Origin of the sequence: Halalkalibacter okhensis (assembly GCF_000787375.1) — a bacterium.
Lineage (GTDB): Bacteria > Bacillota > Bacilli > Bacillales > Bacillaceae_D > Halalkalibacter > Halalkalibacter okhensis.
In genome coordinates, this window is sequence record NZ_JRJU01000004.1 from 146779 (window position 1) to 159490 (window position 12712).

11 protein-coding genes and 1 other RNA gene are annotated in these 12712 nt (G+C 41.3%); all 12 read right to left on the reverse strand.

Features of this window, described 5'->3' with window-relative positions:
• Positions 1 to 496: 496 nt before the first annotated feature.
• The 12 genes from ssrA to LQ50_RS05115 all read right to left on the reverse strand — a co-directional run bounded on the left by ssrA (position 497) and on the right by LQ50_RS05115 (position 12704).
• Positions 497 to 834, reverse strand: a transfer-messenger RNA (tmRNA) gene (gene ssrA, locus LQ50_RS24600).
• Between the two features lie 167 nt (positions 835 to 1001).
• Entirely contained in the window at positions 1002 to 1475 is a 474-nt protein-coding gene (gene smpB, locus LQ50_RS05065) for an SsrA-binding protein SmpB (protein WP_034626739.1), read from the reverse strand.
• 245 nt (positions 1476 to 1720) lie between these two features.
• Positions 1721 to 4102, reverse strand: coding sequence for a ribonuclease R (gene rnr, locus LQ50_RS05070; RefSeq protein WP_034626740.1), 2382 nt, complete (start codon positions 4100 to 4102; stop codon positions 1721 to 1723).
• A 42-nt stretch (positions 4103 to 4144) separates the two neighbouring features.
• Entirely contained in the window at positions 4145 to 4891 is a 747-nt protein-coding gene (locus LQ50_RS05075) for an alpha/beta hydrolase (protein ID WP_034626741.1), read from the reverse strand.
• A complete protein-coding gene (locus LQ50_RS05080) occupies positions 4872 to 5588 on the reverse strand; it encodes an alpha/beta hydrolase (RefSeq protein WP_034626742.1) in 717 nt (238 codons plus the stop codon). Before LQ50_RS05080 ends, LQ50_RS05075 begins: the two co-directional genes overlap by 20 nt.
• A gap of 139 nt (positions 5589 to 5727) precedes the next feature.
• Positions 5728 to 5952, reverse strand: coding sequence for a preprotein translocase subunit SecG (secG, locus tag LQ50_RS05085; RefSeq protein ID WP_161784658.1), 225 nt, complete (start codon positions 5950 to 5952; stop codon positions 5728 to 5730).
• A 90-nt stretch (positions 5953 to 6042) separates the two neighbouring features.
• A complete protein-coding gene (wrbA, locus tag LQ50_RS05090) occupies positions 6043 to 6735 on the reverse strand; it encodes an NAD(P)H:quinone oxidoreductase (RefSeq protein WP_034626746.1) in 693 nt (230 codons plus the stop codon).
• Positions 6736 to 6749: 14 nt separating this feature from the next.
• Entirely contained in the window at positions 6750 to 8048 is a 1299-nt protein-coding gene (locus LQ50_RS05095; protein WP_034626748.1) for an amidohydrolase family protein, read from the reverse strand.
• A 12-nt stretch (positions 8049 to 8060) separates the two neighbouring features.
• Entirely contained in the window at positions 8061 to 9332 is a 1272-nt protein-coding gene (locus tag LQ50_RS05100; RefSeq protein WP_034626750.1) for an amidohydrolase family protein, read from the reverse strand.
• Positions 9325 to 10701 (reverse strand): FAD-binding oxidoreductase, encoded by a 1377-nt coding sequence (locus tag LQ50_RS05105; RefSeq protein ID WP_034626752.1) that lies wholly within the window; start codon positions 10699 to 10701, stop codon positions 9325 to 9327. Before LQ50_RS05105 ends, LQ50_RS05100 begins: the two co-directional genes overlap by 8 nt.
• A 129-nt stretch (positions 10702 to 10830) precedes the next feature.
• The gene (locus LQ50_RS05110) at positions 10831 to 11643 is read right to left on the reverse strand and encodes a creatininase family protein (RefSeq protein ID WP_034626754.1); all 813 of its coding nucleotides are present in this window, start codon (positions 11641 to 11643) and stop codon (positions 10831 to 10833) included.
• Between the two features lie 20 nt (positions 11644 to 11663).
• Complete coding sequence (locus LQ50_RS05115; RefSeq protein WP_052144598.1) at positions 11664 to 12704, reverse strand: ABC transporter substrate-binding protein; 1041 nt, start codon at positions 12702 to 12704, stop codon at positions 11664 to 11666.
• Positions 12705 to 12712 lie beyond the last annotated feature (8 nt).

Here is a 12712-nt window from a genome sequence, read left to right on the forward strand (position 1 = left end):
GTTAGTCAATATTTTTTTAGATAAACTAATTTTTTTAGAACAACTAATTAAACAAAATCTTCCTCAGTTTAATAAGCGGCAAGGTAATTCCAAGTATTTTGAAGTATATTCTTGCCTAAAGTTTTTTGAAGCATATCCTTACCTAAGCGGCAAAATTATGGTTCAAGTCACAGCAGTCATGCGGTTCACGGTATGGTTTTGGTGGAGACGGTGGGACATGTTTTTCCAAGCTTTCGCATTGGCACTGACTATATCTTGAACTTGATCACCATCAAGCCCCTTGGCGTATTATGAAGCATATATATTTGCCAGATTCCTGACTGAATGCTCCATCCTAGTACTACCTAACTTAAATAGGCAGCCTATAAGTCGATACACGGCTGTTGGATTACTCCACATACCGCTCGATGTTACCTTATCATCAAAAGATGACGTAGACTTCATCGATAAAGCCAAGTTATCACTCATGTGTCACCACACGAGGCGACTATTTCCATAATCGAACCCACGTCCAAGAATAACGACACTTACGCTTCTACGAGCGTAGTCACTGTATTAGCATTTCGCCAACACTTCGGCCCAATGACAGGCTTCCATGAGGCTAGTCTGATTGTTCTCTTCCTTCACCCTCAGACGGAGGGTAACCGGCGTAGCCCACTTAGAGTGAGTCCCAGATCCTACCACATGGGCGATGGAGGGTGGAACCGCAAAGCGCTATTAAGCTGCTAGTGCGAAGTTATTGTTTTCTTTGCCAGTTAAATGGCTTTGGCGTTTTAACGAGGCCGACCCCCTCGACTCGCCACGCAAGTACGACCTATCCCTGTCGAATCCAAAACGTCCCCAAGATAAGAGTTAGCTATGAGAGTGTTACTCACACGCTAAGCGTAAAACACTTCGTCCAGAACAATAAGTATTTACTACTGTCTCGCTCTGGACTTTTATTATAGCACACTGACAACCCGTTGCAACTGGTAATTATCTACCAATAACAAATATCGTATTTAGCCTTTCATACGTTCTTTCAACGCACGATCCACTTCACGCTTCGCATCTTGCCGTTTCAGCGTCTCACGCTTATCGTAGTTCTTCTTACCCTTCGCAAGACCTATCAACACTTTAGCAAAGCCATTTTTAATATATACTTTCAGCGGAACAATTGAATACCCTTTTTGCTGCGTTTGCCCTATCAACGTATTGATTTGCTTCTTATGAAGAAGCAGCTTACGCGCACGGGTTGGCTCGTGGTTGTAACGATTCCCTTGTTCATACTCACTAATATGCGCATTATGAAGATACATTTCTCCATTAGAAATACGCGCAAATGAATCTTTCAAGTTCATACGACCGGCTCGCATTGATTTTATTTCTGTTCCTTTTAGAACAATTCCTGCTTCATAGGTTTCTTCAATAAAATAATCATGACTGGCTCGCTTGTTTTGAGCAATTACATTACGATCTTTATCTTTTACAGCCATCTCCTACACCCTTTTGTTCATGCGACATTTCTTTCTATGATAGCAAAAATATGAGAGGTTAGTCAAAGAGTGCCCGGAAAAAGGCGGGGTTCCTTTTTCTGGGCACTCTTTTCGCACTACTAAATGAAAGCTCTTTCTAAGCGCAATGGGAGTCGCTCGTTTTATAAACCTAGAAAGGAATGCCTTCCTCTCTAGGCAACAAATGAATCCGTTAACCAATTGCAAGAAACCTCTCCGAATCAAGACTACTTCCGACGCTTCTTCCCCTTTTTCCGCTTCACACTCGGTGCATTCTCATAGAACTTTTTCTTCTTACGCTTGCCGCCGGCTTTATCGTCTCTTTTAGCGCCCTCTCCGCTTCTGCCATTACGGTTTTCTCCGTTTGACGAACCTGGACCTGAGCTTCCGCGACCGCTTCGGCTACGACCACCTCGGCCTTCACGCTTGCCGCCAACAATAACTTTCGGACGATCTCGTACTTCACGGCGTTCACGTGGCTTCATTCCGACGACTTCAAAATCAATCGACGCTTCATCCACATTTACATTCGTTACCTTAACTTCAATTTCATCACCGATGCGGAACGTTTTCCCTGTCCGCTCCCCAATCATTGCATAATGCTTTTCATCATAATGATAATAATCATCCGTTAAGTAACTTACATGAACAAGACCTTCAATTGTATTTTCAAGCTCAACGAACATCCCGAAATTCGTAACACCACTAATCATTCCAGTGAACGTTTCACCAATTTTATCTTCCATATATTGAGCCTTTTTGATGCTGTCCGTATCTCGCTCTGCTTCCACTGCTCTTCTTTCCATTTCAGAAGCATGTCGTGCTAACTCAGGTAAAACTGAATTCATATGCTCTTGCGTTGCTTCATCCACATTTCCTTTGATCAAATACGTGCGAATCAAGCGGTGTACAAGCAAATCAGGATAACGCCTGATTGGTGATGTAAAATGAGTGTAGAACTCCGTTGATAACCCGAAATGTCCTAAACTGTTCGTGTCGTACTTCGCCTGTTGCATCGAGCGCAGCATCACGGTACTAATCACCGTTTCTTCTGGCTCGCCTTTAATCTCTTCTAATAATTTTTGAAGCGCACGTGGGTGAACAGTATTGGCATTCCCACGCACTACGTAACCGAAGTTTGTGATGAATTCGAGAAACTTGCCTAGCTTTTCAGCATCTGGATCCTCGTGAATTCGGTAAACAAACGGAAGTTTCAACCAGTGGAAGTGCTCAGCTACCGTCTCATTTGCGGCTAGCATAAACTCTTCAATGAGCTTTTCTGCTACTGAACGAGTTCGTAAAACAACATCCGTCGGCTTTCCTTCTTCATCCACAAGCACTTTGGCTTCCTTAAAGTCAAAGTCAATGGCTCCACGCTCAAAACGCTTCTTCCGTAAAATCGCTGCTAACTCTTCCATTTCCTCAAAAAACGGAACCAACGATTCATAGTTCTTGCGTGTCTCCTCATCTTTCTCCACTAAAATTTGATTCACATCGTAATACGTCATACGTTCGGTCGTCTTGATGACACTTTGGAAAATTTCATGGTTAACCACTTGACCATTTGCATCAATTTCCATTTCACATGTGAGGGTCAATCGGTCGACTTTCGGATTCAAACTGCAAATTCCATTGGAAAGTCGATGTGGGATCATTGGAATGACGCGGTCTGTTAAGTAAACACTCGTCGCGCGATCAGCGGCTTCTTGGTCAATCGGCGAGCCTTCCTTCACATAATGAGTGACATCCGCGATGGATACACCTAATAAGTAGTTGCCGTTGTCCAAACGCTTCACATGAACCGCATCATCTAAATCCTTCGCATCAGCTCCGTCAATGGTTACGATCGTTTCATCGCGAAGATCACGGCGATCCTTTATGTCATCCGGATCAATACTATCTGGTACGGAATTCGCATGCTCAATAACTTCATCCGGAAACTCAATTGGAATTCCATGCTTATAAATGATTGAAAGGATGTCCATTCCTGGGTCATTTTTATGCCCAAGCACTTTAATGACTTTTCCTTCTGCACTCATACGACCTTCAGGGTACTTCGTTATTTTAACGACCACTTTATGTCCATCAACAGCACCAGCTGCTTGGTCTTGCGGAATAAAAATATCATTAGCAACTCGTTTGTCATCCGCAATAACAAAACCATATGAACCTTGATCTTGATAGGTTCCAACGACATCCGTTGTTCCACGCTCAACAATACGAACGACTTGACCTTCCGGGCGTGACCCTGACGACTTTTGATTTAAACGAACGAGAACCGTATCACCATTCATCGCACTATTTAAATCTCCACTCGTCACATACACATCGTCCATTCCTGGTTCTTCAGGAATAATAAAAGCAAACCCTTTTGCGTGGCCTTGTACACGTCCGCGCACTAAATTCATTTTTTCAGGAATCCCATAACGGTCTGTTCTTGTTCGTACAACAAGCCCTCTATGTTCCAATTCATTTAATGCTTTTACTAACTCTTTAAATTCATCACTGCTTTTGATGTTAAATGATTCTTCAATTTCTTTTATAGAAAGAGGTTTCTCCGCTGCTTCGCGAAAGTGCGATAACAGTTCTTGAATCAAGTCTTCATTCAATGTTTTCTTCTCCTTTCGTTAACAGCTTCTTTCTATATTCGTCTAGACGGTCCAATCAAGTGACTCCAAAAATTGATACACATCGTCATGAAGCTGTTCTTTTTCTTTATCTAATGTAATGACATGCGTTGAATCTTCATACCATTTTAACGATTTCTGATCCGACTCAACGTTGTCGTGAATAATATTCGCACTCTCAATATCGATCATTTGATCATGTCTTGCTTGAACTACAAAAATCGGCGAGTAAATGTAATCAAGCTGATCTTTCACATCATTTATTAATCCTTGCAGGCCATTTAAGGTTTCCATTGGTGAGTCTGCAAATGCGGCCATTTCCTCATCAATTTGCTCTGCTGTCTTTTTCTCTAACTGTTTGTATTGTTTCGCATAGGCAAGCACACCTTTGTAAATCGCATCTTCTGTTTTCGGCTTCATCGGTGCACACATTGGCACAATTCCCTTTATAGGTAGAGTGTACCCGATTTTTAATGAGAATACCCCTCCGAGCGACAGGCCACAAACAGCAATTTCTTCATGACCCTTGCTCTTAAGAAACTCATATCCTTCAACGACATCCTTCCACCAATCTTCTGGCCCCGTATGTACTAATTCTTCAGGAGGGACGCCATGTCCTTTATATAATGGTGCATGACAGGTATATCCGAGCTTTTGTAAATGTCTTCCAATCATCCTAACATCTGCTGTCGTGCCTGTAAAACCATGCAGAAGCAAAACAGCCCGCTCTCCTCCCTCAAACGTAAATGGCTTAGGTACAACCACTTTCATCTTCATCTTCCTCTCTACACAAAAATGCCTCAATCTTATTAATTAGTAGCTCTTTTTCAAAGCCGTGGCAAATCAAATGCTTAGACTCTGGTAAAAAATCTAGATCCTTTTGTTTTGAACCAATGGTTTCATAAAGGTAAAGAGCACTTTTTCGTGGGACAATCCCATCTTGCTCTCCTTGTAAAATTAACGTAGGAATTGATACTTTCTTCAGATAAGGCTTGATTTTTTTAACGACTTGCATGAATTGAAAAACTGCTGTCATCGGAGTATCCATGATCTTTTTTCGATATAATAAATAATGCTCATCTTGATCAAGCTCACCGAGCACGCGTAAGCGTACTTTGTCCTTTAACTCATGCAATAGTTGCTGTGGGTTACCATAATACGCCGCTGCACTTAACAGGACAAGCTTTGACACATCATACTTAGCCGCAATGTAGCATGCTAGCATCCCACCCATCGAAAAGCCGATCACATACACTTGTTCACAGCGACTTAACAATTCGCGCACAGCAACCTCCGCTGTATACACCCATTGTTGGTACGTAACATCACGTAAATTCCCTTTAGGTCCATGTCCAGGCAACGTTGGTGTATACACAAGCCAATGCTTGTTTTCAAGAAAATATGTTGATACCGGCTCTACTTCCCACGGTTCGCCAGTGAAGCCATGCAAACAAAGACAGCCAATCATATTCTCTCACACCTTTCTTCACGTTACTGATTCACTCGACAATCTTCTTACCTATTCTATGTATTCCTACCCTCATTCATCCTTACGTAAACAAGACTATAACAAAGAAGCAGCAGGCATCGCACCTACTGCTTGAACATTACAAGAAATATGCAACCGTAACGGTTAGAACAAAGAATAACACAGATAAAACGACAGTTGCTTTAATTAGTACCGCATCAATCCCACGAGCTTTCTGCTTTCCAACAAGCTGTTCCGCTCCACCAGAAATCGCTCCTGAAAGTCCTGCACTTCTTCCAGATTGTAATAAAACGACTGCAATCAAGCTAATTGATACGATAACGAGTAAAACTGTTGCTAACATTTGCACGATGTCTACACCTCCAAGCACAGTTTGCGCTTATACTAATGTACCATAAAAATGCTAGACATCACAACAATAAATCCGTCTTCACTATTCAAATGGCTTCGCTACCGTAAATGCTTTTGCTACTCTTGCGACACGTTCGCCTAAGCGGCCCGCCATCGTTAATTCGTCTTTGCATGGAGTGCGTGATCCATCTGGCCCTGCAAGGGTAGATACACCGTACGGGGAACATCCAACCGCTTTATCAGTCAAATACTCAGGGTTTTGTGTGTATGGTAGGCCAATAAATATGAGTCCAAGATGCAAAAGAGGCACAATGGAATTGAGCAATGTTGCTTCGTGACCTCCATGAATTGATCCCGCACTTGTAAATAATGCAGTCGGCTTTCCTTCTAATTCTCCAGTTGTACAAAATTGGCCGGCTTGATCAAGAAATGACTTTACTTGAGCTGGCATCGACCCTAAATAAGTTGGAAACCCCCAAATAATTCCATCAGCTTCTTTTAAATCATTCATCGTCGCAACAGGAATGTTACTTTGCTCCTGCTGCACACGTTCATAATCTTCGACTCGCTTTGTTAATTTAAAGTGCTGTCCTAGTCCCTCCTCCTTTTGATTGGTTCTTTGATTAACGACACAAATACTCTCATCCTTAAATTCTGGTATCCGAACACGTTTTGCTTTTACCCCATCCACCTGCTCTACGCCATTAACGATCGCCTCACTTAAGGTGGAGATATGTCCAAACGCACTATAATAGATGACTAATACCTTTGTCATACATATTCCCTCTCTTACAATTTTATAGTTGGGGTTAATTCAAATTGACTCGTTGTATTCGTCATCGCAAGCCATTTTCCTGAACGGTACACAGCTCTTGTTTGCGGAAGGTCGGCAAATAGCTCTTCAACGCTTTTTGAATCAACCAAAACAAAGTCCGCTAACTCTCCCACTTTTATTCCACACAACTGACTTCCAATTAATTTCGCTGGTACTTCTGTAATCATCTTTAATAAAGTAATCATATCTTGTCTTCCGCCCATATGTGCCGTGTATCCAGTTAATTGCGCAATTTGAAGTAAATCCCCTCTTCCAAAAGGATGAAAGGGATCGCACACATTATCTGATGCAGTAGCCACCTTTACTCCACCATCAATCAACTCACTTACTCGAGTAACCCCACGTCTCACGATTCCGCGATCTTGTCTTCCTTGTAAATATAAATTCGCTGCTGGAAGAGTAATCGCACCTAATTCTGCCTCTTTCATTTTTTGGATAACCGCTGCAGCCTTATCATGATCCATTGCTGCTAACGAACAAAGGTGATCAACAACCACCCTTCCTTCATACCCGAATTCCATCGTTTTATCAGCGATATATAAAACCGTATCAACGGTAGGATCATCACTTTCATCTGTATGTAAATCAATAGGAAGATCAAATTGTTTGGCATAAGCAAAAATCTCGTCAATACATTCAAGAGGCCGTTCGCTTATATGCGGAGCTCCGCCAACTCCATCGATGCCTAAAGCTAACATTCTCTCGATCTTTTTGCGGTCACTGTCCTCATAAGGATAGTAAGGCAACATCGGATACACTTGAATGTTCATATATGGAGCTAATTCTTGTTTTAATTGCAAAGCCATTCTAACACCACGAAAGGTCGTTTCCTCACTCACTCTCGTATTAAAGTCAATATGAGTACGAATCGTACTAGTTCCATGAGCTAACGCCGTTAAAGCTGTTTTCCTCATTCTCCCCAATACGTTTTCATCGGTGAATGTTTCAGACGCTTTTGTATAGCTATGAATTGCTTCAAATAACGTTCCACTTTGATTTTTAGCAACAAGTAGCGAATGAGACTTATCCAAATGCATATGTGCATCAACCATTCCTTGTAAAAGGATTCTCCCCTCCGCATCCCAAACGAGTTCCTCTCCTCGTTCATGATCAGAAAACGAATACGAAAAGGGACGATCTGCTTTCATATACTCATCATGAACTGTGATCGCATCTAACCGCCCGTTTTTTATGGTGAGATCAAAATTGCGTTCAGCTTGAAGAGTCGGTATATTTACGTTAAGTAGTTTCATCGTACTCCTCCTTTACTTATTTTGTACTGGCATCCCATCAACCAAATCCATTGCACTCCACTTCGTCTTTTGTGGCGGAGTTTCAGCAATAATCCTTCCTTTTGAGAAAACAAATTCAGCTACCGGTTGTCTTCTTATTAGGTCCTGGGCATTTTTTGCTCGTATCAAAATGAAGTTGGCTTCATTTCCCTCAGCGATTCCGTATTGATTTACCCCCAACACTTTAGCAGCATTGCTCGTCAACATCTTAATGACAGCATCAAAATCCTCTGCTCCTGTCATATGAGCTAGGTGCACAAGCATATGACCTGCCGCAAGAAGAGATCCCGTCCCTAGTGGATAAAAAGGACTTAAAAAGTCGTCATGAGCGACAGCAACATTGACACCTGATTCATGTAATTCTTTCACTCTTGTGATCCCTCTTCCTTTTGGCCAAGAGTCAAACCTACCTTGCATAGCACAATTAATTAAAGGAGCAGTCACGACGTTTATATTGGACGCTTTAATCTGACCAATGATTTTTCGGACGTATGCTTCTTCATAATAAGCCATTGCATTGACATGACTTACTGAAACTCTTTCATTTAAACTTGATTCCATTGCAAGAGAAGTAACGACTTCTAGAAATCGAGATTGACTATCGTCAATTTCATCACAAAAAATATGAACAAATTGGTCATATTGCAAAGCTAATTGAAAGCAAAGTTCTAATGATTTGAAGCCCTTTTCACGTGTTGCCTCTAAATGAGGAACCGCACTAATACCATCGACCCCAAGTTCAATTGCTCTTTTTAGTTGCTGCTCCCCCTCCGTTGAAGAAACAAGCCCGTTTTGAGGGAATGCGATTAATTGCAGGTCTATAAATGATGCGACTTTTTCTTTCACTTCAAGTAACGCTTTTAAAGCTGTAAAAGATGGGTCAGAAATGTCGACCATACTCCTCATATAAAGTACACCCTGGCTAGACATGATCTCTATCACTTCTAGCGCTCGTTTTATGACATCTTCGTGGGTTAAATATTGCTCACGATATTGATTCCAAACTTGTATCCCTTCAAAAAGCTCTCCTGATTGATTACGGTACGGTCTACCATTTGTTAACGCTGTGTCTAAGTGCAAATGTGATTCAACATAGGGCGGTAAAGCCAATAAATTCATCCCTTCTATCTCACGGGAACCAGGCTCGTTAACCTTACCAATCCTCTTAATAACCCCTTCTTTTATGCCAATATCCACGGTCCCCTTCTTGTCGATTTTTACATTTTTTACAACAAGATCATACATGCTCTTCACCAGCCATTTCGTGTATTCCTTCTGCGATATATTTTGTTTTTCCAGGATTCAACAACGAGCATGGATCATTTTGCTTCTTAGCTATACAAATATCGTCAATCCAATCGTCTTTGCCGCCTTCTTCAAGTAAGTACGTATGCGGATTGCTCACTTTTATTCCTAATTTCTCAAAAGCATCAATGATCTGCTGTAATCGTTCGTCTGTTGTATAACGAATGACAGGTTGAGAACTCGGTACCAACTTCCCTCTTGCTTTAATCCATTCAAAGTGAATCAACACTTCATCTTGAAAACATGCTTTAAGCTGTCTTACTTGGTCTAAATATATATGAGGATCAAATCGGCCTTGCAAATACGTATCCGCTTCATTTTGCTTCAACCACCAAAGCGTGACATGATTCCAGCTAAAATCACTAACTCGAAGGTTATGATTCTTCACATATTGAGCAAATGTATCCGTTGTTTCTCCTCCATGCTCCAAAATGAGATTCATAACTTCCTGTGTTTGATCTGGATCGACTTGAAGCAACACGGTCGCCTTTGTTTCACTTCTATATGTCCGAAGAGGCTTAAACACACTAGAGAGTGGTGCTTCACAAACCGAAACAAGGCGCTTTTTTATATGGGGCTTGCGTGATACTTCTTCTGAAAAAAGGAGCGCACTTTGTAAATCATCAAAGTAAACAATCATGTCATGCCAATCCGTTTTCTTCGCCGTTGCAATTGTCGCTTCCGTTATAATCCCTGAAATACCGTAGCTATGAATATATTTAGTTAACTCTTCTTTTTTTGTAACGTTGATCTTTCGCGGCTTCTCTTCCATCGTGACTACCGATAATTGCAATACATTGCCTTCATCCCAAAGTGTCCCATATTGTATAGAGCCAATGCCCCCTGTTCCTCCCGCAATAAAGCCTGCTAATGTCGACTTCATGAATGTACTCGGATAAAAGCGTAACTCTTGTCCATGTTTACGTAGAGTCTTTTCAATTACCCCAAGCTTACAACCAGCTTGAAAAGTCGCTTGCTCTTCTTTCATCTCTAACACTTTATTGAGTTTACTGGTATCAAGGACAATGCCTCCATACAAGGGAACGATCTGTCCATAATTCCCAGTTCCTCCACCTCTTGACACAATCGGCACTTTGCGTTTATAAGCAAATGAAAGCACAGAAATGAGCTCTTCCTCATCCCTAGGTGCGATCACACAATCTCCGCTATGATGATCTAACAATTTCTTTAAAACAGGCGAATACCAATAATAATCTTGGGACATCTTTTTTACATATGTCGACTTAGTATGAATGATCTCGTCTTCAAACTCTGCATGCATTTCTTCTAACCAATCCATGCTTGCCATACATCCCCCTCCTTCTAGAAGTTATAAAACGAAAACTGCGAAGACACTGAGAAAGGTTGTGGTTCCTTTTCAGTGCCCTCTTGGATTTCTCTTTTCAAACATACCTTCGCTTTTTTGAATCATCTTTTCCTATTTCACTACAGTCTTCTTCTGAAACTGTTCCATTTCGAAACAGCTTAGTTCTGTTAATGTTTCCGCTATTTTTTTACTTAATTTAATAAGAATTTCTTCTCCCTTCTCTACTGTCGCTGCTTTAGCATCACCAGAGATGCCTGTTTCGGAAAGGTCATCAATTACCCAAGCTGCAAAAGGTCCCCCTTTTATATCAAGTACATCTGAATTGTAGAACTCAGTCGGTGCATAATCCATGTCAACCCAGTCTTTTTCTAAAGCTAATACTAACGAAGTTTCCACATCACCACCGTGGATTCCATCTGTTAATTCTTTCTCGGAGAAAAGCTCAGTAAGCTGTGATTTAAAATCCATTGCATTCATCCGAAATACCATCATGCCTGTTTCAATCCGTAATTCACGAGCTATCATATTCAATAAATCGATATTGCCTCCATGGGTGTTAAATAAGACAATTCGACGAAATCCACTTACCTGAACACTTTTCCCTATATCTATAATGACTTGCTGAAGTGTCGTAGCTGATAACGTAATCGTACCTGGATGTCCAAGATGCTCCGTACTTTTTCCATATGCAAGCGGCGGGAGCATCCAAACGTTATTCTCTATGGCAAGTTGATTAAACGAAGCCGCTAAAATACCTTCTGCAATTAACGTATCGGTATAAACAGGAAGGTGCGGACCATGCTGTTCAACCGCGCCAATTGGCAAAACAATGAGACCATTTTCTTTTTCTAACTCTCCTATTTCTCTTTTTGATAAACGAGGCAGGAATAATTCCTGCCATGCTTTGCTTTTATACCGATTCAATTAAGAACGCCTCCTAGTTATCAGTTGAGAAATTCTGTCGTAAATACATCAGCAGCTGTGATTTCAGAATCTAGTAAACCTAACTCGATTAATTGTCCGATTAGTTCCTCCCAGCGCTCTTCACTCATGTAACCAACACCGTGTTCGCTCGCATCGTCACCGTAAACAAGATCTTGCATTTGTTCTGTAGCATACTCCATTTGCTCTACCGTCTTTTCAGGTTCTAATTCAATAATATAGTCATACACTTTTTCAGGGTCTTCCTTAAATGCGGCCCAGCCTCTTGTAATTGCATCAACGTATGCTTGGATTGCTTCAGGATTTTCTTCCATGTATTCTTTCGTCGTAAACAATACATCACCATAAGGAGAATACCCTGAGTCGGCAATTAACAAGTGATTGGTTTCAACACCCTCTTGAGCAAGATAAAACGGTTCAGAAGTCACATACATTTGCGACGCAGCTTTTTCATTAGAAACAAAGGCCGAACTGTCACCTGTATAGACTCGGTTTTGATCAGCCTCAATGTCAAACTGACTAACTAAATATTCCCAATAACCCGCTCCTGCTGCCGTATATATTTCATATCCATCAGCTAGATCATTATAATTTTCAATCGGTTGATCAGCATGAAACATAATACCTTGAGGTGTTTTTTGGAAATTGGCAAAGAAGACGACTAACGGAATGCCTTCATTTATGGCATAAAGGACTTGATCGGCTTGTGCCATTCCAATTTGAGCACTTCCTGATGAGACAATGTAGATAGAAGAAACTTGAGGACCTCCTGGCTCGGTCGTCATATCAATGCCCGCCTCTTCATAAAACCCTTCCATCGCGGCATAGTATTGACCTGCATTTTCTACTTGTGGAAACCAACTTGTGATTTGTTTCATTTCAATTAACTCTTGATCCACTTCCTCAACCACTTCTGCTGATGTATCTGATTGATCCGCCTCATCAACAGTCGCTTCTTCAACTGTTTCACTTCCACAAGCCGCTAATGTCAGAAGGACAGAGGCACTAGCAAAATACAAAAATTTCTTCATTTTTTTCTTCATCCTGGTAA

What these genes read in the sequence shown, in the direction of transcription:
- smpB (WP_034626739.1), bottom strand. Translation starts at nt 1,475, where the DNA reads ATGGCTGTAAAAGATAAAGATCGTAATGTAATTGCTCAAAACAAGCGA.
- LQ50_RS05075 (WP_034626741.1), bottom strand. Translation starts at nt 4,891, where the DNA reads ATGAAAGTGGTTGTACCTAAGCCATTTACGTTTGAGGGAGGAGAGCGG.
- LQ50_RS05080 (WP_034626742.1), bottom strand. Translation starts at nt 5,588, where the DNA reads ATGATTGGCTGTCTTTGTTTGCATGGCTTCACTGGCGAACCGTGGGAA.
- secG (WP_161784658.1), bottom strand. Translation starts at nt 5,952, where the DNA reads ATGTTAGCAACAGTTTTACTCGTTATCGTATCAATTAGCTTGATTGCA.
- wrbA (WP_034626746.1), bottom strand. Translation starts at nt 6,735, where the DNA reads ATGACAAAGGTATTAGTCATCTATTATAGTGCGTTTGGACATATCTCC.
- LQ50_RS05095 (WP_034626748.1), bottom strand. Translation starts at nt 8,048, where the DNA reads ATGAAACTACTTAACGTAAATATACCGACTCTTCAAGCTGAACGCAAT.
- LQ50_RS05100 (WP_034626750.1), bottom strand. Translation starts at nt 9,332, where the DNA reads ATGTATGATCTTGTTGTAAAAAATGTAAAAATCGACAAGAAGGGGACC.
- LQ50_RS05105 (WP_034626752.1), bottom strand. Translation starts at nt 10,701, where the DNA reads ATGGCAAGCATGGATTGGTTAGAAGAAATGCATGCAGAGTTTGAAGAC.
- LQ50_RS05115 (WP_052144598.1), bottom strand. Translation starts at nt 12,704, where the DNA reads ATGAAGAAAAAAATGAAGAAATTTTTGTATTTTGCTAGTGCCTCTGTC.